Source organism: Campylobacter lari (assembly GCF_001017575.1).
GTDB classification, from domain to species: domain Bacteria; phylum Campylobacterota; class Campylobacteria; order Campylobacterales; family Campylobacteraceae; genus Campylobacter_D; species Campylobacter_D lari_C.
The window spans coordinates 1454947-1474985 of record NZ_CP011372.1; the positions used below are offsets into that span (position 1 = coordinate 1454947).

Genomic DNA, 20039 nt, shown 5'->3' on the forward strand with positions numbered 1-20039 from the left:
TATGTTTTTCCTTATTTAAAACTTTTTTCCAAAACCTTATCGATTAAGCCGTATTCTTTAGCCTCTAGCGCACTCATAAAAAAGTCTCTATCAGTGTCTTTTTCTATTTTAGAGAGTTTTTGTTTGGTGTTTTTAGCCAAAATATCATTTAAAATCGCTTTTAATCTTAGAATTTCTTTTGCTTGAATTTCTATATCAGTTGCTTGTCCTCTTGCTCCACCTAGTGGTTGATGGATCATAATTCTTGAATTTGGTAAAGCAAATCTTTTCCCTGGAGCACCACAACTAAGCAAAAATGCACCCATTGAAGCAGCTTGACCAATACAAATAGTACTTACGTCAGCTTTAATATAATTCATCGTATCATAAATACTAAATCCACTGGTTACAACCCCACCTGGTGAGTTAATGTAAAGATAAATATCTTTTTGAGGATCTTCAGCCTCTAAAAACAAAAGTTGAGCTACAATAGAAGCAGCAAGATCATCATTGATCTCGCCACTTAGCATGATAATTCTATCTTTTAAAAGTCTTGAATAAATATCATAACTTCTTTCGCCTCTGCTTGTTTTTTCAACCACATAAGGTATGTATGAGCTCATTATTTTTCACTTTCTTTTTCAGTTTTCTTTTTGTCATTTTTTTTGAAAATATCAGCAAAAAGTTTTTCTTCAATTAAAGACATTTTAATAGCAGGCAATGCACCTTGTTTTTTGTAATTGTCCAAATGTTCTTGCGGGTTAAAGCCATATCTATAAGCTTCAAAATAAATCGCTTGGATTAATTCTTGATCACTTACTGTAACATTTCTAAGTTTTGCTAGCTCATCTATAATGAAAGTTAATTTTACGCTTTTTTGTGCATCTTCTTTGAAACTTTCTCTTTTTTCTTTATATTTAGCCTCATCTTTAAATTCTTTTAATTCTTCTTCGCTTAAAGTTCTCAAAGAGCTTCTAAATTGCATATCTGTTTCTTGTTCTACTATATTTCTTGGTAAAACAAAGTCAAACTTAGCTACCAAAGCTTCTGCAAATTGATTTTTAAGCTCATCATTGATAAGTTTAAAGATTTTTTCATTTTTTAGTTGCTCTTTTAATTTTGCGTCTAATTTTTCAACACTTGGTTCTTTTTCTTCAGGCAACAAGCTTTTTAAAAGCTCTTCGTTTAACTCAGGTAATTTAAGTTCTTGAATTTCATGAATTTTTACTTTAAATACCGCATCTTTTCCTGCTAAATGTGCTGCACCATATTCTTTTGGAAAAGTTACATTAATATCTTTTTCTTCACCTGCTTTTAAACCAATCATACCTTCTTCAAATCCTGGTATGAATTGTTTTGAACCAATTTCTAAAACATAATTTTGAGCTTTTCCACCATCAAAAGCTTTACCATCAACAAAACCTTCAAAATCAAATTTAGCAAAATCACCTTCTTTTAAAGCTCTTGATTCTTTAATCGCTTCAGGAGTAGCAAATCTTTTTAATAATTCTTCTTTTTTTGCATCAATTTCTTTTTGAGTTACTTTTGGTGTATTATAAGTTGGAATTAGTTCTTCATATCCATCTAATTTTACTTCTGGTCTAAAAGATAATACCATTTGGGCTTCAATAGCACCATCTTTTCTATCAAATTTTTCAAAATATGGCTCGCCTACTAAATCTTTAGCCTCTTTTTTAACTTCTTTTAAAGCACCATCTACAGCATTTCTTAAAAGATCTTGCTCCGCATCTCTTGTAAGCTCTTTTTCATATCTTTTAAGTATAGCAGCAACAGGAACCTTTCCTGCTCTAAAACCATCCATTTTCATAGTTTTAGACGCTTTTTTAGCTAATTTTTCAACTTCTGCTTTAATAGCTCCTTGAGCAATTTTCACAGTAGCATTTGCATTTGCAAAATCAATTAGTTTTGCTGTAACTTCCATAATATTTTCCCTTTTTAAATAAAATTTTTTGATAATATACCAAAATTTTCCTTATCACTTTATATAAAAATAAAAATATGTTAAAATTTTAATTTTTGATGGAGAAAAAATGCAAGAAAAATTTGAACAATCAGTAAAAAATATGTTAGAAATTATCGGGGAAAATCCACAAAGAGAAGGACTTTTAAAAACCCCTACAAGAGTTTTTAAGGCTTTTGAATTTTTAAATAGTGGCTATAAACAAGATCCAAAACAAATACTAAATGATGCCTTATTTGAAAGCTCAAACAATGAAATGGTTTTAGTAAGAGATATAGAATTTTATAGTCTTTGTGAACATCATCTTTTGCCTTTTTTTGGGCGCGTGCATGTTGCGTATATACCAGATAAAAAAGTCGTAGGACTTAGTAAAATTCCACGCCTTGTAGAAGTTTTTGCAAGACGCTTACAAATTCAAGAACAACTCACAGAGCAAATCGCAGAAGCACTAATGGAACATGTAGGTGCAAAAGGCGTTGGGGTGGTTATTGAAGCAAGACATATGTGTGTTGAAATGCGTGGGGTACAAAAGGCAAATTCTACTACTAGCACTTCAGCATTAAGAGGTAGCTTTTTAAAAAGTGAAAAAACAAGAAAAGAATTTTTTACCTTAATTAACTCAGCAAAACAGGTTAGATTTTAATGGGTTTAGAAAAACTTCGTAGCAAAATTGCTTCACAAAATCTTGCTAGTGTTTTTGGACAAATAACTAAAATTTCAAGCACTAGCATAGAAATAAATGGCTTAAAAACCAGCATAGGTGATATTATTAAAATAGTTTCTAGTGAGGATGAGAACAAAGAAGCTATGGCTATGGTAGTAGAAGTAGATGAAAATTTAAGCTATTTAAGTCCTTTTGGTTTTGTGGAAGGTTTTAAAATAGGCGATCGTGCTTTTATTAACGATGCGGGTATGCAAATAGGAGTTAGTGATGAACTTTTAGGAAGAGTGGTTGATCCTTTTATGCGACCAAAAGATGGTAAAGGACCTATTGAAGCAAGTAAATTTATGCCTATTATGCGCGCACCTATTGATGCGATGAAACGAGGTTTAATAGAGGAAGTTTTTCCAGTAGGTGTTAAAACAATAGATGCGCTTTTAACTTGCGGGGTAGGACAAAAGCTTGGGATTTTTGCAGGAAGCGGGGTAGGAAAATCAACCCTTATGGGTATGATAGTAAAAAATTCCAAAGCTCCCATCAAAGTCATAGCTTTAATCGGGGAGCGTGGCAGGGAAATTCCTGAATTTATACAAAAAAAATCTTGGTGGTAAACTTGATGATACTGTCATAATCGTTGCAACAAGTGATGATAGCGCGCTGATGAGAAAATACGGAGCATTTTGCGCTATGAGTGTGGCAGAGTATTTTAAAGAACAAGGCAAAGATGTGTTATTTATCATGGATAGCGTAACGCGTTTTGCTATGGCTCAAAGAGAAATAGGCCTAGCTCTAGGTGAGCCTCCTACAACAAAAGGTTACCCACCAAGTGTTTTAAGTCTTTTACCTCAGCTTATGGAACGCGCAGGAAAAGAAGAAGGCAAAGGTACTATAACAGCTTTTTTTACCGTTTTAGTTGATGGAGATGATATGAGTGATCCAATAGCTGATCAAAGCAGATCAATACTTGATGGACATATAGTACTTAGTCGCGAACTCACTGACTTTGGAATTTATCCACCTATAAATATACAAAATTCAGCCTCAAGGGTTATGGGGGATATTATTAGCGATGAACACAAGCTAGCTGCTAGAAAATTTAAGCGTTTAAATTCCTTACTTAAAGAAAATGAAGTTTTACTTAGAATTGGTGCTTATCAAAAAGGCACTGATAAAGAACTCGATCAAGCCATTGCTAAAAAAGACTTTATGCAACAATTTCTAAGTCAAAATCCTGAAGAAAGTTTTGAATTTGAAGATACGATTAATATGCTTAAGATGATTGATATGCAATAATTGGAATGATTTTTGCTTTTTTATGATAAAAAGTCATGAAAAAAGGATGGATCATGTCAAATGTAGCATTTTTAGATCATCAACAAAACCTAGGTTTAAAATATACTGATATTTGTCAAAATATTTTTGAAAGAGAAATCTTTACACATATGTTTTTAGAGTGTGTAAGCTTTGTTTTACTAGAAGATAAAGCTAAGTTAAAATACTTAAAGATTATTAATTCAAAAGAAGAATTTATCGTTGAGTTTAAAATCAATAATCAAAAAAAATCTTTTATTATCAATGATAAAAAAAGCTTGAATGCAGAATTTAGTGCAAAAAGAATGACTCAAGATGAGTATGAAAGAGAAATAGCTAGAATTTATCAAATAGAAAGATATTTAAAAACACAAAGCAATCTTCAAAATTTTTCTAGCGAGATTAGCACTACCATGAAAAATCTTTTTAAAGATATGGATGAGTTTAAAAACTATATCGATATGCTTGAAGCAAAAGAAAACACTCACAATCACTACTTATCAAAAATTTACAATATAGCTTAATATTAACCAAACTTTGCCGATAATATTACTAATCCAAACAAAAGGAGTATGTTATGGGCGAAGTTACTAACAATCAAGCAAGTTTAATGCTTAACATTGCAACTACTATGATGAAAAAAACCATAGAAGCCAATGAAAATGCAGTAATGCAAGTACTTGAAGGCGTAAATGCAAACCCTGCTCCAACTACTACTCCTAGCACTAGTTCAGGATTGCTTGACATTTACGCTTAATTTTTCTCTTCGATTCAAAAATTTTGGCATAGCTTTTGCTTTTTTAAAGCTAAGCAATATTTTTGAAGAGAAGAGTTATGTTTGTAAATTCTAATGTTAATCCGTATCAGAATTTTGCAAATTATCCTTTTGCAAAAACTGGACACGCAGAAGAAAAAAAAGAAAATACCAATATTAAAAGTGATTTACTTGATATAAAAGGTTCTAATTTAGATTATAAAGTAACTTATGCAAGTGAATTTGGTTTTAGAATCAATGAGCAAGGTTTTTTTGAAAAAGATCTTAATAAAACAGCTGCTTTACCTCTTGATTATGATATTAATATAAAAAGTATAAGAGAAATTTCAAAACAACTTATAAAGCTTGATGAGAATTTAAACTATAACAAAATAGACTTGCCAAGACTTTTAAACACTTATCACAATACACTAAAAACTATAAATCCACAGTTTCAAAACAATGACAATGATTTTTTAAGTAAAACACAAATTTCTGAGTTAAATCAAGGTTATAGCTATACTTATGAAGGAAAAATTTTAAAAGTTTATGAAAATGCTAAAAGTTTACAAAATGCAAAAGAAACAAATAAAAATTTAAACACCTTAATGCTTGATAATAAAATAGGAGATTTTGCATTCAATGCAAGCATTGAAAACACAGCTAGCAATCCTATTATCAAACCTTATTTAAACCGTCAAGGCGCAGTTTCTAAAAGTGGATTATTGCTTAATTATATTTATCATGATTTAAAAGAACAAAATCATCAAAAGGCTAATTTCTTTTTATCTCCTATTGAGTTAGATATATCTTCTAATGTAAATTTTCAAAAACTCATGAGAGGTCAAATGAGTATACAAGATTATCTAAGTGAAAGCAATAAAGAGAAAATGAGTTTTGATTTGTACTTACATATTAATGGGGTAGATAAAAACAACACTTCAGAAGATAAGCTTTCAGTTTTCTTTCAACAATACATCAACTATCAACACAGTATCAACATGCAAGAATTTGCCAATTCAAGTTCTATTTATAGTCTTTATAGCGAGCAAATTAGTAAAGATTTTGAAGCTTTAAAAAAAGAGTTCAATCAAAATGATTCTAATATCGATCTTGAAAAAATAAACACCCAAAAAGAACTTTTAGATACTCAATTTTTAGAAAATCGCAAAAGACAAGCAAGTATTAATAAAATTTTACACTCTTATTTAAATGCTATGGCTTAAACTTGTGCTAAAATAATAACAAAAATTTTTGCACAAGTTAAAAACTTACTTGATTTAATATTAAATTTAATATTTTAGTGTATATTAACAAAAAAGATAAAAATTATCCTAATTAAAGGAGTATAATTTGAGAGTATATTTAGATAACAATGCAACAACACAACTTGCACCAGAAGCTTACGAGCTTATGAAACCTTTTTTAAAAGAACATTATGGCAATCCAAACAGCCTTCATCAATGGGGTAGTGCAACCCATCCTGCTTTAAAAGAAGCTATGGATAAACTTTATACAGGACTTGGAGCAAGCGATTTAGATGATATCATTATCACTTCCTGTGCTACAGAAAGTATTAATTGGGTATTAAAAGGTGTGTATTTTGATAGAATTTTAAATAGCGATAGAAATGAAGTAATTATTTCTAGTGTAGAACATCCTGCAGTAGCAGCTAGTGCTATGTTTTTAAAATCTTTAGGAGTAAAAGTCATAGAACTTGGCGTTGATCATGAGGGTGTTTCTAGTGTAAAAGATTTAAAAGAAGCTATTTCAGATAAAACTGCCCTAGTAAGCATTATGTGGGCAAATAATGAAACTGGTATGATTTTTCCTATAGAAGAAATGGCTCAGATTGCTCATGAATATGGAGCATTATTTCATACTGATGCAACTCAAGCTGTTGGGAAAATCAAGGTTAATTTTGCAAAAGCTGGAGTTGATTTTGCTTCATTTTCTGCACATAAATTCCATGGTCCAAAAGGCGTAGGTGGACTTTATATTAAAAAAGATATAGAATTAACTCCACTTTTACATGGTGGTGAGCATATGGGTGGTAGAAGAAGCGGAACTTTAAATGTACCATATATTATAGCAATGGCAGAAGCTTTAAGAATTGCAAATACTATGCTTGATTTTGAAAACTCACACATTAGAAGATTAAGAGACAAATTAGAAGATTTAATTTTAGCTATGCCTGATACAAGTGTAGTTGGAGATAGATCAAGAAGGGTTCCTAATACCATCTTAGCAAGCATTAAAGGCGTAGAAGGCGAGGCTATGCTTTGGGATTTAAACAAAAATGGTATAGCAGCAAGCACTGGTTCAGCCTGTGCTAGCGAAGCACTTGAGAGTAATCCTATCATGGAAGCAATTGGTGCTGAAAATGATTTAGCTCATACTGCCCTAAGACTTTCTTTATCAAGATTTAACACAGAAGATGAAATTGATTATGCAGCAGAGCAAATAAAAAAAGCAACGCAAAGACTTAGAGCAATCTCAAGTACTTATGCATATAAGCCTGAAAATATTTAAAGGATAAAAAATGGCAAAGAATAATTTAATTGGCGGATCAATTTGGGATGAGTATTCTCAAAAAGTACAAGATAGAATGAATAACCCTCAACATATGGGCGAATTCACACAAGAAGATGCACAAAAAGCAAATGCAAAACTTATTGTTGCAGATTTTGGAGCTGAAAGCTGTGGTGATGCGGTTAGGCTTTATTGGTTAGTAGATGAAAAAACTGATAAAATCATTGATGCTAAATTTAAAAGCTTTGGCTGTGGTACAGCAATAGCAAGTAGTGATACTATGGTTGATCTTTGTATAGGTAAAACCGTAGATGAGGCTGTAAAAATTACAAATTTAGATGTTGAATTTGCTATGAGAGATAACCCTGAAACTCCTGCAGTTCCACCGCAAAAAATGCACTGTTCGGTTATGGCTTATGATGTTATCAAACAAGCTGCAGCGCATTATAAAGGTGTTAATCCTGAAGATTTTGAAGATCAAATTATAGTTTGTGAGTGTGCTAGGGTAAGCCTTGGAACCATCAAAGAAGTAATCAAACTAAATGATTTACATACAGTAGAAGAAATCACGCAATTTACCAAAGCAGGTGCTTTTTGTAAATCTTGTGTTAAGCCTGGAGGACATGAGAAAAAAGATTATTACCTTGTAGATATTTTAGCTGAAACTAGGGCTGAAATGGAAAGAGAAAAGCTAAAAGATCAAAGCAAAGCCGATATTGCTTTTGATGATATGACCATGGTTAAACAACTAAAAGCAGTAGAGGCTGTTTTAGATAGCGATGTGCGTCCTATGTTACACGGTGATGGTGGAGATTTGGAAGTAATTGATATTCAAAAAAGTGATAATAAAAACATAGATATTTACATACGCTATCTTGGAGCATGTAGTGGCTGTTCAAGCGGGAGCGGTGCAACCTTATATGCTATAGAAAATATTTTGCAAGAAGAACTTAGCCCAAATATACGCGTTATACCTGTTTAAGCAGTTTTTCTGCTTAAACTTTTAAATTTAAAGCCTTTTTATGTTAAAATAACATATTAATAAAAAATTAAAAAGGCTATTTATGCAAAGACTTCAAACCTTTGTTAAAAGCGAAACTTTTCCCGGTGTTTTGCTTATATTTTTTACCGTACTTGCACTCATTTTACAAAATAGTTCTTTAACGGATCAATATACCAATTTTTTAAATATTCCTTTTGGATTTCAAGCAGGAAGTTTAGAAATTTTTAAACCTTTACTTTTGTGGATTAATGATGGTCTTATTGCAATTTTTTTCTTCGCCATAGGACTTGAATTAAAATATGAAATAACAAGAGGTCAGCTCAACAGCATAAAAGCCATGTCTTTACCTGTATTTGCTGCACTTGGTGGTATGATAGTACCTGCTTTAATTTTTGCATTTTTTAATTATAAAGATCCTTTTGCTTTACAAGGTTGGGCTATACCAACTGCTACTGATGTGGCCTTTGCAGTTGGAATTTTAATGCTTTTAGGTAAAAAAGTACCTACTTCTTTAAAATTATTCTTACTTTCTTTGGCTATTTTTGATGATTTGGGCGCAATTATTGTAATTGCTTTATTTTATACAAGTGAACTTTCAGTTTTTGCTATGATTGCTGCTTTGGTGTGTATTTTAGCACTTTATTTGCTAAATCATTTCCACGCTACCAAAAAATCTTTTTATATCATCATAGCTATAGTATTTTGGATAAGTATGTTAAAAAGTGGGGTGCATGCAACTTTAGCAGGCGTGATTACTGCTTTATTTATACCACTTCAAACAAAAAGTGGTGAGTCTTTTTTAAAAGAAATAGAACATGACTTAGCGCCTTGGGTGAGTTATTTTATCTTGCCTATTTTTGCTTTTGCGAATGCGGGAGTTGATTTAAAAGATATGGATCCAAGTTTTATGTTTTCTTCGGTTAGCTTAGGTATTATTTTAGGATTATTTTTAGGAAAACAAATTGGGGTATTTTTATTTTCATATATTAGTATAAAACTAGGACTAGCAAAACTTCCACAAAATGTTAATTTCAAACAACTTTACGGGGTTTGTATACTCACAGGTATAGGTTTTACTATGAGCTTTTTTATAGATGGCTTAGCTTATCAAAATAGTGATATTTTTGCATATTCTGATAAATTAGCTATTTTAGTAGCTTCGTTATTAAGTGCCATAGTTGGATATGTTTATTTAAAACTTATTTATAGCTTTAAAAAATGAAACTAAAACAATTCCAAAACTTTTTATCGCTTGAAATTTTAGGAGGATTGTTGCTTTTATTAGCAACAATCTTTGCCTTGCTACTTAAAAATAGTCCTTATGGGCAACACTATATGGACTTTTTAAGTGTAGAAATGGGTGTAAAGGTAGGCACTTGGGAACTTTTTAAGCCTTCTTTATTGTGGATTAACGATGGTCTTATTGCAATCTTTTTCTTCGCCATAGGACTTGAATTAAAAAAAGAATTTGTTCAAGGGGAATTTAAAACTCTTAGCAATATTACCCTACCCTTAATGGCTGCTATAGGTGGTATAGTTGTACCTGCTTTAATATTTTGTGCTATCAATTTTAACGATGCTTATGTTTTAAAAGGCTGGGCTATACCTACTGCAACTGATACTGCATTTGCTCTAGTTATACTTGCAATGCTAAAACAACGTATACCAAGTTCTTTAAAAATATTCTTAGTATCTTTAGCGATTTTTGATGATGTAGGAGCTATTTTAATCATTGCTATTTTTTACACAGGAGAGCTTTCCACTTTAGCTTTTTTTGTTGCCTTTTGCTGTATTGTAGGTTTATTTTTACTTAATCGTTTGGGTAATGAAAGAAAATCATTTTATTATATACTCGGCGCATTACTTTGGCTTAGTGTGTTAAAAAGTGGAGTACATGCAACTTTAGCAGGTATCATTACGGCTTTATTTATACCTGTAAATACAAAAAACAACCATGGCCTATTAGAAGAAATTGAGCATGGTTTAAAATTTTGGATAGCTTTTATAATACTACCACTTTTTGCTTTTGCGAACGCAGGGGTTGATCTTTCAAAAATTGAAGCACATATGTTATTTAGTGGTGTAAGTGTAGGAATTTTCTTGGGCTTATTTGTTGGAAAACAACTAGGTGTATTTGGCTTTGCTTATATGGCAATCAAACTTAAACTTGCAAAACTGCCAAAAGATGCTAATTTTAAACAACTCTATGGAGTTTGCATACTCACAGGTATAGGTTTTACCATGAGCTTTTTTATAGACGCTCTTGCTTACGAGGTAAGCGATATATTTAATTTTGTGGATAATTTTGCTATTTTACTAGCTTCCTTAGCTTCTGGTGTTTTTGGCTATTTTTATCTACGTTTTGTAAAATAATTAAGCTTTTTTTAAATTAAATAAGGTATAATTTCATTTCTTAATTTAATTTTTGGCCCATTCGTCTAGCGGTTAGGACATCGCCCTTTCACGGCGGTAACACGAGTTCGAGTCTCGTATGGGTCACCACTCTTTTAACTCCTAAATAAAAATAACATAAACAATGGTTTAAATATTTAAGATTAATATAGATTTAATATATCAAATAAATATTCTAAAATAAAATATAAATAAACATTGCTTACTAGCAAAGCTCGCAGGGATTTTACAAAAACATTATAAATAACAAAACTTGCATTTTAAAATCTAAAAGATAAATTTAACTTTCTCTATTCTCTCCATCCTTAAAAGAAAATATAGGTAAACTTAAACCATAATATATCGCTAAAAGTCTTGCTATGGTTCCTACAATCAATGAAGCAAGAATTACCCACAACTCATCTACGCCTAAAATATACAATATATAATACAAAGCCCCTGTTAATATAGCAACACCCGCATAAATTTCTTTTTGAAATACAAGTGGTATCCTAGCACACAATATATCTCTTAATATCCCACCAAATACACCAGTAATCACAGCTGAACTCACAGCCACTATAAAACCATACCCCATTTGTATTGCAATTTGTGCACCTAAAACACTAAAAACAACCAAACCTATAGCATCTAAAATCAAAAAAAGTTTTTCAAGCCTTATAACATATTTAGCAATTTTTGTTGTAATCATAGCTGCAACACAAATTAAAATCACATACTCAGGAGTTTTAATCCAAGTTAGCGGATGATGATCAAGTAAAATATCTCTAATCGAACCTCCGCCAATAGCCGTTACCAAAGCTATAAATATCACTCCAAAAAGATCCATTTTATGCCTTCCTGCAGCAATAGCTCCTGTCATTGCATCAACAGTAATTCCGATAATATAAAGTATAGTTAAAAGCATAATGAGTTTTTAAAAAACCCTTGTTAAAACAAGGGTTAATTTTTACTTACGATATCAATGATATTTTGAGCTACTTTTTTAGCAATAGGCTCAACAAATTCAGCAGGAGAGGTAAATCCTACGCAAGAGCAGTTAATCTCACCTAAGACATATTTATCTTTACCATTTTCATCTGTATCTAAAATAAAATCAGCAGTCCAAATCAAAGGAATATCATAATTTCCAAGTTTTGAACGAATTTCAGGTAAGGTTGCTAAAAACCAATCAACCAATCCTTGCCAATCTTTTGGCTCATCATATCTATATTTTGCACCTGAAAAAAGTGTAGCAGAGAATGCATCAGCACCTTCTGCAGGCTTTTTATGTACTACATAAATTGGAGTATGATAAAGCATTAAAATTCTAATTTCACCTTCTTTAATACGCGGTAAGAAAGTCATATCTACAAGCATACCATTATCACCTATAATGTATTGCTCACAAAAGTCCATAAACTCACCAAGTTCTCTTTCTTCTGTGTGATTATCTTTTGCTTCTGTGCATTTGATTTTTGCATTTAATGGCACGCTCACAGCTCCTGCTGGTAACTCATCTATCAATCTTACACGCCAAATTCCCTCACCTGTTGAGCCACGATTTTGTTTTAAAACCCTCTCACCCTTTGCTAAAGTTTTTGGAAAACTTTCTTTAAAAGTTTTGATATCATAATACGCATAAGTATCTTCAGGTACTAAAGCTGTTTTATTAAGCTTAGTAAGCGCATCTTTAGCGCCATATCCTATCATCGCATCAGGATGAGGCATACCTATAACACCATTTGCGCAAAGTTTTCTAAGCATATCAAAATACTCATTTTCTTCTTTTAAATTTCCTGGGTTGATTCTAGAAACATAAGCATCAGCATTGTTTTTTACATATTCATAAATTTCATCTTTTTTCTCTACTTCAAAAAAGATAACCTCAGCATTCCAACCTTGTTCTTTTAAGGCATTTACCATAGGCATAGTATCTTTTCTATGACCATCCTCACCTTTATCACTACCACCTCTAACTTCAAAAAACACAATATTTTTTTTCATATTTCTCCCTTTTTAAAGATATTTTATCATCATATCTAAATAAGTATTAAATTTTTATTTATTTTTTACATAAACTCGTTGTAAATTTTGCAAATTTGAACTTGCATTTAAAAGCAAAGCATCAGCCATGCAAATTGCCACCATAGCATTTACCACAACACTACCCCTTATACCCACACAAGGATCATGCCTGCCTTGTAACTCATGTATAATATTTTCTCCTTGAATATTTTGCGTTTGTTGGGGTAAAAATATAGAGGGCGTTGGTTTAAAATATGTTTTTATATCAATAAAATCCCCATTAGAAATTCCACCTAAGATCCCACCGCTATGATTGCTTAAAAACACTCCATCTTTTAGCTCATCATTATTTTGACTTCCATACATATAGCTACTTTGAATGCCACTTCCTATTTCTATAGCTTTAACCGCATTGACTCCCATAATTGCATGAGCAAGTTTAGAATCAAGCTTATCATACAAAGGCTCGCCTAAGCCTTTTATAGGGTTTTTCACTCTAGTAAAAACTCTAGCACCTATGCTGTTTTTTGCCTTTTTAGCTTTTAAAATCTCATCTTTAAAACTTTGCTCTAAATTTTTATCTAAAGCATAAACTTCACTATTTTTAGCATAATCAAAATCAAACTCATCATTACTAAGTTTGCTATCAATACTTCCTACCCCAAAAACTCCGCTCATTATCTCTATGTCAAATTCTTTTAAAAGCATTTGTGCCACAGCTCCTGCTGCTACTCTTGCTACACTTTCTCTAGCACTAGCTCTTCCACCGCCTCTATAATCTCTAATGCCATATTTGTGATAATAAGTAAAATCAGCATGCGCAGGACGAAATACATCTTTTTCATAATCTTTTGAGCGTGTATTTTCATTATACACCAAAACACTTATAGGAGTTCCTGTTGTATAACCCTCAAAAACCCCACTTAAAACTTGAGCTTTATCTTCTTCTTTTCTAGGGGTGCTAAATTTATTTTGACCTGGTTTTCTTTTATCTAACATTTCTTGCAAAAAATCAAAGTCAAACTTTACTCCTGCTGGCATACCATCTATCACACAACCTATAGCTTGACCATGAGATTCGCCAAAGCTTGTAAATTTAAATCTTGCTCCAAAACTATTCATAGTTTTCCTAATTTTTCAAGTGCGATTTTAGCACATTGTTGCTGGGCTTCTTTTTTACTACCTGCTGTAGATCTTGCTACTTCTATGCCTTGAATTTTCACTGCAATTTCAAATTGCTTTTTATGATCAGGTCCAAAAGCCTTTACTACAATATACTCAGGTGTGCCTGCCATATTTGCCTGCGTGATTTCTTGAAGTCTTGTTTTATAGTCTTTAAATAAACTTTGCGTGTCAATATGCGGATAAACTTCGTTAAGTAAATTTAATGCTATATTTTTAGTTTTTTCAAAACCTATTTCTAAATACAAAGCTCCCATTAGTGCCTCAAAAGCATCAGAAAGTATGGAAGGCTTATTGCGTCCATCGTTATTTTCTTCTGCAATAGACATAAAAATACATGCTCCAAGATCAAGTTTTTGTGCTAAAGTTGCAAAAGATTTTTCATTCACCAAAGCTGCTCTAAGTTTAGAAAGGTTTCCTTCTGAGTCTTTTTGAAATTTAAAAAACAAAAACTCCCCTACTACTAAATCCATTACAGCATCACCCAAAAACTCTAATCTTTCATTATTATAAGGCTTTTTGTAGCTTTTATGTGTCAAAGCTTCGATGAGTAATTGCTCATTTTTAAAATGATAATTTAGTCTTTCTTGGAGTTTTTTAAGCATTTATTGACCTTTCTTCTTGGAGCTTTAAGGCTGCATTTCTTGCTAATTCATCGCAACGCTCATTTAATTCATGGCCATTGTGTGCTTTGATCCAAAAAGCAGTTATTTTATGATCTTTAGCTACTTTTAAATACTCTTTCCAAAGATCAATATTTTTTTTACCCTTAAAATCTTTTTTTACCCAACCTTCAAGCCATTCATTAATACTTTGTACCATTAAATTTGAATCTGTATATAATTTTACCTCACATGGTTCTTTTAAAGCTTTTAAAGCCTCTATAATAGCCATTAACTCCATGCGGTTATTTGTTGTATTCTCACACGCCCCACTTTGTTCTTTTTGATGATTTTTATAAGTTAAAACATAAGCCCACCCTCCAAAACCAGGGTTGTTTAAACAAGAACCATCAGTATAAATTTCAATATTTTTCAAGCTTTTACCTCATAATAAATCTCACATTTTCCAAATTCATAACAAAATGGACAATGATAAAAAAACAAAGGACTTTGATTTTTACAATTATTACACACATAAGTAAAGCTAAGATTTGCACTTAGCTTATTATCATTTAAAATTTTTAAAATTTTTAGTTTATGATTTTTGATAAGAATAGCTTTTGTGCTTAAATTTTTTGCATAAAAAAACTCATGGTATTTTTCATCTTCAAGATTAAGCGGACTTTTGCATTCATTAAGCAAGTCAATGACATTTTCAAATTGAGGCATTTGAGTAAGTTTATCTTTATAATGTAAAAAACAAAGTCTTAAAATATACTCATTATCCTTGCTTAAAGCTAAAATTTTTTTTAGTTTTTGCTCTTGCTCTTTAGAACTTGCTTGAATTTTCAAAGCTTTTATCAAAGCTTTTTCTGCATATATATTTTCTCCTAGCTCAAACAAACACTCTAAAACATCCAAAACCTTATCATAATCTTTGAGTTTTAAATAAACAATTTTTAAAAGTTTTAAGCTTTCTTTATTGCGTGCTTTGATTTTTAAAGCATTTAATAAAGCCTCTACGCTACGCTCTAAAAACCCTGCTTTTAAATAAACTTGTGCTAGTGAAAAAAAGATAAATTCTTTTTGGCTTGCTTCATTTGCTTTTTGCAAAGCTATGAGATAAATCCCCACAGCTTTTTCAAATTCACCACTTTTGGTAAAAATTTGAGCTAAGAAATTTAAATTTTCTATGCTTAAATTAGCATTTTTTAAAATTTGTTGATGTGTAGAATTGATTTCAAATTTTTTTACAAAACGATCAAGTTTGCTTTTTTGATCTTTATTTGCAAAAATACGCCATATATAATGCGAACTAGCTATGATAAAAACCAAAGCAGTTAAAACAATAAGACCAAATAAAGGATCGCGGTATTCTACAAAGAAAAAATCCATAACCTTGCAACTTAATTTTCAAATTTATAACAATTATAGCTAAATGCTTATATAATTTTCTTTAAGGTTTAAAGATGATAGAACAAGCAAGTATAGAACAACTTTTACAAAAAACAGATATTGTTGATATCATAGCTCATTATGTTGAAGTAAAAAAACAAGGCTCAAGCTATGTTTGCGTTTGTCCTTTTCATGATGATAAAAATCCTAGTATGCATATTAATTCTATTAAAGGATTTTATCATTGTTTTGCATGCAAGGCCGGGGGTAATGTTTTTAAATTTGTAATGGATTATGAGAAATTAAACTTTGTTGAAGCAGTAGAAAAAGTTGCTTCATGGAGTAATTTTTCACTTACTTACACCTCACAAAAACAAGATAATAAAAAATCCATCATTCATATCTTGCCTACTCTTAATGCTTTTTACAAACAAAACCTAGCTAAAAACAAAGAAGCCTTAGCTTATCTTTATAAAAGAGGCTTAAATGATGAGGATATTAGAACCTTTGAATTAGGCTTTGCGCCAAGTTCTAATGAAACACTAAGACTTTTACAAAATGAGCAAATTACTCAAGAAGAAGCTTTAGAGGTAGGTGCGATAAAACAAAATGAAAATGGCGCTTATGCAAGTTTTATCAACCGCATTACTTTTAGCATTTATGATCATAAAAATTTACTCATAGGCTTTGGTGGTAGAACTTTAGATGAAAACAATATGGCAAAATACGTTAATTCTCCCCAAAGCAAACTTTTTGATAAATCACGCGTTTTTTACGCACTCAATTTAGCAAAAGATACCATTTATAAACAAAAAGAAATGATAATTTGCGAGGGCTATATGGACGCTATAGCCTTTCATAAAGCAGGATTTAAAAATGCTGTAGCGGTTTTAGGAACAGCTTTGGGTGAAAATCACATACCTTTGATAAAAAGATTAGAGGCAAGAGCGATTTTGTGTTTTGACAATGATAATGCAGGACTTAATGCTGCTGTGCGTTCAGCACATTTGCTTAGTTTAGCAAAAATTGATGGAAAAGTAGTCTTAATAGAAGGTGGAAAAGATCCAGCTGAACTCGTAGCAAGCCATCAAGAAAAATTACTTTTTAATATTTTAGAAAAAGGCATAGAGCTTGGAGAATTTTATATAAGAAGTTTGATTGCAAGTTGTGATTTAAGCTCAGCACTTAGTAAACAAAAGGCTTTAGAAGAGGTACAAAAATACACTTTTAATCTTGAGCCTTTAGTAGCAAATTCTTACACTACCTTAGTAGCAAATCTTTTGGGTGTAAATATTAATGATATTAAACTTTCTAAAAATACAAGAAAAATAAGCTTCACTAATCCCATCAAACAAAGTAAAATCAATAATATAAGCGAATTAGAGCTTTTGAAATTTTTATATGAAAATAATGAAATTATAGGGCTTTTTAAACTTTTAAGCGCAAAAGAATATTTTTTACACCAAGATATCACTAAAGCTATTTTAGAACAAAAAAACTTTGAAAATCCTAGCATAAGAGAGCTTTATGAATTTGAAAATATCAAAAACTTAAGCAATTTAGAAGAATTTTTATATGCTATTTGCAAGATCAACCTTGCATATTTTAATAAATTAAAAAGTTTAAATTTAAAACAAGCCTTTAAAAAACAAATTTATAATTTGCTCAATCAAAATTTAGAAAAAATCAAAAAAAGCTATCAAAACGATGAAGTTTTTTTTAATCACTTGATAGAAGTTTTAAAAAGCGTACATTTTTTAGATGATGAAGAAAGTTTGGAATTATTTTTAAATAGACTACAAAAAAATATCAAAGATAAAAAAGCAATTCATTATAACTTCGAAGAAGAAGTTTTTTAAATAAAAACTTGCACAAAAATTAAAAAATATTCACTACAATATGCCAAAAATTTCGAAAGGAAAAAATGAAAGCATTAGCACTTTTTAGTGGTGGCCTTGATTCTATGCTTGCTATAAAACTCATAAGCTCTCAAGGCATAGAAGTAAAAGCTTTAAATATCAATATAGGCTTTGGTAGCACAAGTGATAAAAGCGAACTCATGGCAAAACGTGCTGCTATGGCAGGAGCTAGTTTTGAGATGATAGATGTAAGAAATGCTTATTTGCAAGAAGTTTTATTTAATCCTCAATATGGATATGGAAAACATTTTAACCCTTGTATAGATTGTCATGCTTTTATGTTTAAAACTGCTCTTTCTATGTTAAAAGATGAAAACGCAAGCTTTATCATCACAGGAGAAGTGGTTGGCCAACGCCCAATGAGCCAAAGAAATGATGCTATGGCAAAGGTTAAAAAACTAGCACTTGATGAAGAAGATTTAATCTTGCGTCCAATGTGTGCTAAAAATTTACCTCTAACCAAACCTGAGCGTGAGGGTTGGGTTGATAGAGAAAAGTTAGAAAACATAAGTGGAAGAAGCAGAAAAAGACAACTTGAACTAGCTGCCAAATTTGGTTTTGAAGATTTTGAAAGTCCAGGTGGTGGATGTTTGCTTACACTTGAGAGTTTTTCAAATAAAATCAAAGATTTTATTAAATTTGATAAAAATATGCAAGTTAATGATGCGCAACTTTTAAAATACGGACGCCACTTAAGACTTCCAAATGGCTCTAAAATGATAGTAGGTAGAAATGAGTTAGAAAATCAATTTTTAAAAGAATTAAAAACTCAAAAGTATGAAGAATTAAAACTTTTTGATTTAGTAGGTGCTTATTCTTTGGTGGATGAAAACATCAATCCACAAGATCTTGAACTTGCTCTAAGCATAGCACTAACTTATGCTAAAACTCAAAATAATACAAAATACAAAATAGGCTTTAAAGATAAAATTTTCCAAAGTATGGCTTTTGAAGATAAAAATAAAATTCAAGAATATTTTATAAATTAAACTACCCTTTAAAGGGTAGTTTTTTAGAATTTCTTTCTTCTAACCTCTGCTACAATATCAGCTGACATAGAATCAACTTCATTTGCTACAGAATTTGTTGCGTGCGCAATTTGTGAATTTTCTTTAGTTAAACCATCTATTACTGAGACAGATTGATTAATTTGTGAAATTCCTAAAGCTTGCTCTTTAATACTCTCACCCATTTCATTAATAGATTGAACTAAGATATTAGTATTAGCTTCAATCTCACCTAAAGACTTTTGAGTTCTTTCAGCTAGATTTCTAACTTCATCTGCAACAACGGCAAAGCCACGTCCGTGTTCTCCTGCACGAGCTGCTTCAATAGCAGCATTTAATGCAAGCAAGTTAATTTGATCAGCAATATCTCTAATAACATCAGTTACATCTTTGATATCGCTACTTTGTTTAATAACCTCTTCAGTTCTTGCTGCTACTGCATTCATAGAAGCACTCATTTCCTCAACCGCAGCAGCGCTTTCTTGTAAAGAATCAGCTTGTTTTTGCGCACCATCATTAAGTTTTAATACACTTTCTTTTAAAGCATCAGCTTTAGTTTGAAGCATTTCTCCTTGACTTAATGAAGCTTGAAGCATTTTTCTAATCTCTGCACCTACTGCATTAAGTGATTTTTCTATCTCTCCTTCTGCATTGTCAAGTTTATCTGAGAAATCAAGATTTTGAAAACTAGCAAAAACTCTTTCTATTTCATTTAAATCTTTACCTATTTTCATTTGCATATCATCAAGCATTTTATTTAATACTTCTTTTAACTCTACAAGTTTTGGATTTACAGGATTTGCTTCTATCCTTTGAGTAAAATATCCTTTTTCTATTTCACAAGAAACTTCTAAGATGTTTTGTACAGTGATATCATCTTTTTCTAAACAAGTATGAATATACTGAACATTATCATTAATCACACCAGCCATTTTACCAATTTCATCATTATATCTAGGTTTAACAACTTCAACTGTTGAAATTTCATGATTTAAATATTTAAAGAATTTCATCATATGCTCTTGCAATCTTGCAATTCTATTTGTTATTATAGTTTTCATACTAATTCCAAGAACTAATATTATAATAACTATAGCAACCAAGCCGCTTATTAGTATAACATTTCTTAATTCAGCAATAGGCGCAATAATAACCTTTTGCGGTGCAACAGCAAGCATAGACCATAAAATTCCAGTGTTAGGCCATACTTCAAAAACCCTTATTGCACCATGATATTTCGAGCCATCATCTGCAATATAATCAATACTTTTAACTTGTGCTTTTTGGGTTACTT

At 31.2% G+C, this 20039-nt stretch carries 18 protein-coding genes, 1 tRNA gene and 2 pseudogenes; 12 read left to right on the forward strand and 9 right to left on the reverse strand.

Features of this window, described 5'->3' with window-relative positions; translation table 11 throughout:
- Positions 1-11: 11 nt before the first annotated feature.
- Together clpP and tig are read right to left on the reverse strand one after the other, a co-directional pair.
- Positions 12-602, reverse strand: a complete 591-nt coding sequence (gene clpP / locus CD56_RS07515) for an ATP-dependent Clp endopeptidase proteolytic subunit ClpP (protein ID WP_039619386.1) — start codon at positions 600-602, stop codon at positions 12-14.
- Positions 602-1921 (reverse strand): trigger factor, encoded by a 1320-nt coding sequence (gene tig, locus CD56_RS07520; protein WP_047208679.1) that lies wholly within the window; start codon positions 1919-1921, stop codon positions 602-604. Before tig ends, clpP begins: the two co-directional genes overlap by 1 nt.
- 109 nt (positions 1922-2030) lie before the next feature.
- Between tig and folE the strand changes: the two genes are divergently transcribed.
- From folE to CD56_RS07570, 10 genes and pseudogenes are all read left to right on the forward strand, one after another.
- The gene (folE, locus tag CD56_RS07525) at positions 2031-2603 is read left to right on the forward strand and encodes a GTP cyclohydrolase I FolE (protein WP_012662169.1); all 573 of its coding nucleotides are present in this window, start codon (positions 2031-2033) and stop codon (positions 2601-2603) included.
- A pseudogene (gene fliI / locus CD56_RS07530) lies at positions 2603-3914 on the forward strand (flagellar protein export ATPase FliI). The gene folE and the pseudogene fliI overlap by 1 nt, the downstream one beginning before the upstream one ends.
- Positions 3915-3967: 53 nt before the next feature.
- On the forward strand, positions 3968-4456 hold the full coding sequence (locus CD56_RS07535; RefSeq protein ID WP_039619392.1) for a hypothetical protein: 489 nt from the start codon (positions 3968-3970) through the stop codon (positions 4454-4456).
- Between the two features lie 53 nt (positions 4457-4509).
- Entirely contained in the window at positions 4510-4689 is a 180-nt protein-coding gene (locus CD56_RS07540; protein ID WP_039619394.1) for a putative motility protein, read from the forward strand.
- A 77-nt stretch (positions 4690-4766) separates the two neighbouring features.
- On the forward strand, positions 4767-5912 hold the full coding sequence (locus tag CD56_RS07545; RefSeq protein ID WP_047208680.1) for a hypothetical protein: 1146 nt from the start codon (positions 4767-4769) through the stop codon (positions 5910-5912).
- 127 nt (positions 5913-6039) lie between these two features.
- A complete protein-coding gene (locus CD56_RS07550) occupies positions 6040-7218 on the forward strand; it encodes a NifS family cysteine desulfurase (RefSeq protein WP_047208681.1) in 1179 nt (392 codons plus the stop codon).
- A 10-nt stretch (positions 7219-7228) separates the two neighbouring features.
- Positions 7229-8200: a Fe-S cluster assembly scaffold protein IscU gene (locus CD56_RS07555; protein ID WP_039619400.1), complete on the forward strand. Its 972-nt coding sequence runs from the start codon at positions 7229-7231 to the stop codon at positions 8198-8200.
- Positions 8201-8282: 82 nt separating this feature from the next.
- Complete coding sequence (nhaA, locus tag CD56_RS07560; protein WP_047208682.1) at positions 8283-9443, forward strand: Na+/H+ antiporter NhaA; 1161 nt, start codon at positions 8283-8285, stop codon at positions 9441-9443.
- Positions 9440-10594: a Na+/H+ antiporter NhaA gene (gene nhaA / locus CD56_RS07565; RefSeq protein WP_039629139.1), complete on the forward strand. Its 1155-nt coding sequence runs from the start codon at positions 9440-9442 to the stop codon at positions 10592-10594. The genes nhaA (CD56_RS07560) and nhaA (CD56_RS07565) overlap by 4 nt, the downstream gene beginning before the upstream one ends.
- A 54-nt stretch (positions 10595-10648) precedes the next feature.
- Positions 10649-10723, forward strand: a tRNA-Glu gene (locus CD56_RS07570).
- Between the two features lie 190 nt (positions 10724-10913).
- On the opposite strand, the gene CD56_RS07575 is transcribed toward CD56_RS07570, so the two are convergent.
- The 6 genes from CD56_RS07575 to CD56_RS07600 are packed head-to-tail and all read right to left on the reverse strand — an operon-like array spanning position 10914 to position 15819.
- Positions 10914-11540: a trimeric intracellular cation channel family protein gene (locus CD56_RS07575; RefSeq protein WP_047208683.1), complete on the reverse strand. Its 627-nt coding sequence runs from the start codon at positions 11538-11540 to the stop codon at positions 10914-10916.
- A gap of 35 nt (positions 11541-11575) precedes the next feature.
- A complete protein-coding gene (locus CD56_RS07580; RefSeq protein ID WP_039619407.1) occupies positions 11576-12619 on the reverse strand; it encodes a Cj0069 family protein in 1044 nt (347 codons plus the stop codon).
- A gap of 54 nt (positions 12620-12673) precedes the next feature.
- The gene (aroC, locus tag CD56_RS07585; RefSeq protein WP_047208684.1) at positions 12674-13762 is read right to left on the reverse strand and encodes a chorismate synthase; all 1089 of its coding nucleotides are present in this window, start codon (positions 13760-13762) and stop codon (positions 12674-12676) included.
- The gene (gene rnc, locus CD56_RS07590) at positions 13759-14427 is read right to left on the reverse strand and encodes a ribonuclease III (RefSeq protein WP_039619409.1); all 669 of its coding nucleotides are present in this window, start codon (positions 14425-14427) and stop codon (positions 13759-13761) included. Before rnc ends, aroC begins: the two co-directional genes overlap by 4 nt.
- Positions 14420-14860, reverse strand: coding sequence for a ribonuclease HI (gene rnhA, locus CD56_RS07595; protein WP_039619410.1), 441 nt, complete (start codon positions 14858-14860; stop codon positions 14420-14422). The genes rnc and rnhA overlap by 8 nt, the downstream gene beginning before the upstream one ends.
- Positions 14857-15819, reverse strand: coding sequence for a tetratricopeptide repeat protein (locus CD56_RS07600; protein WP_047208685.1), 963 nt, complete (start codon positions 15817-15819; stop codon positions 14857-14859). Before CD56_RS07600 ends, rnhA begins: the two co-directional genes overlap by 4 nt.
- Positions 15820-15893: 74 nt before the next feature.
- Between CD56_RS07600 and dnaG the strand changes: the two genes are divergently transcribed.
- Complete coding sequence (dnaG, locus tag CD56_RS07605; protein ID WP_047208686.1) at positions 15894-17678, forward strand: DNA primase; 1785 nt, start codon at positions 15894-15896, stop codon at positions 17676-17678.
- Between the two features lie 65 nt (positions 17679-17743).
- Positions 17744-18727: an argininosuccinate synthase gene (locus CD56_RS07610; RefSeq protein ID WP_047208687.1), complete on the forward strand. Its 984-nt coding sequence runs from the start codon at positions 17744-17746 to the stop codon at positions 18725-18727.
- 23 nt (positions 18728-18750) lie between these two features.
- Here the strand turns inward: CD56_RS07610 and CD56_RS08585 are convergent.
- A pseudogene (locus tag CD56_RS08585) lies at positions 18751-19131 on the reverse strand (methyl-accepting chemotaxis protein); the annotation flags it as partial.
- Positions 19132-20039 lie beyond the last annotated feature (908 nt).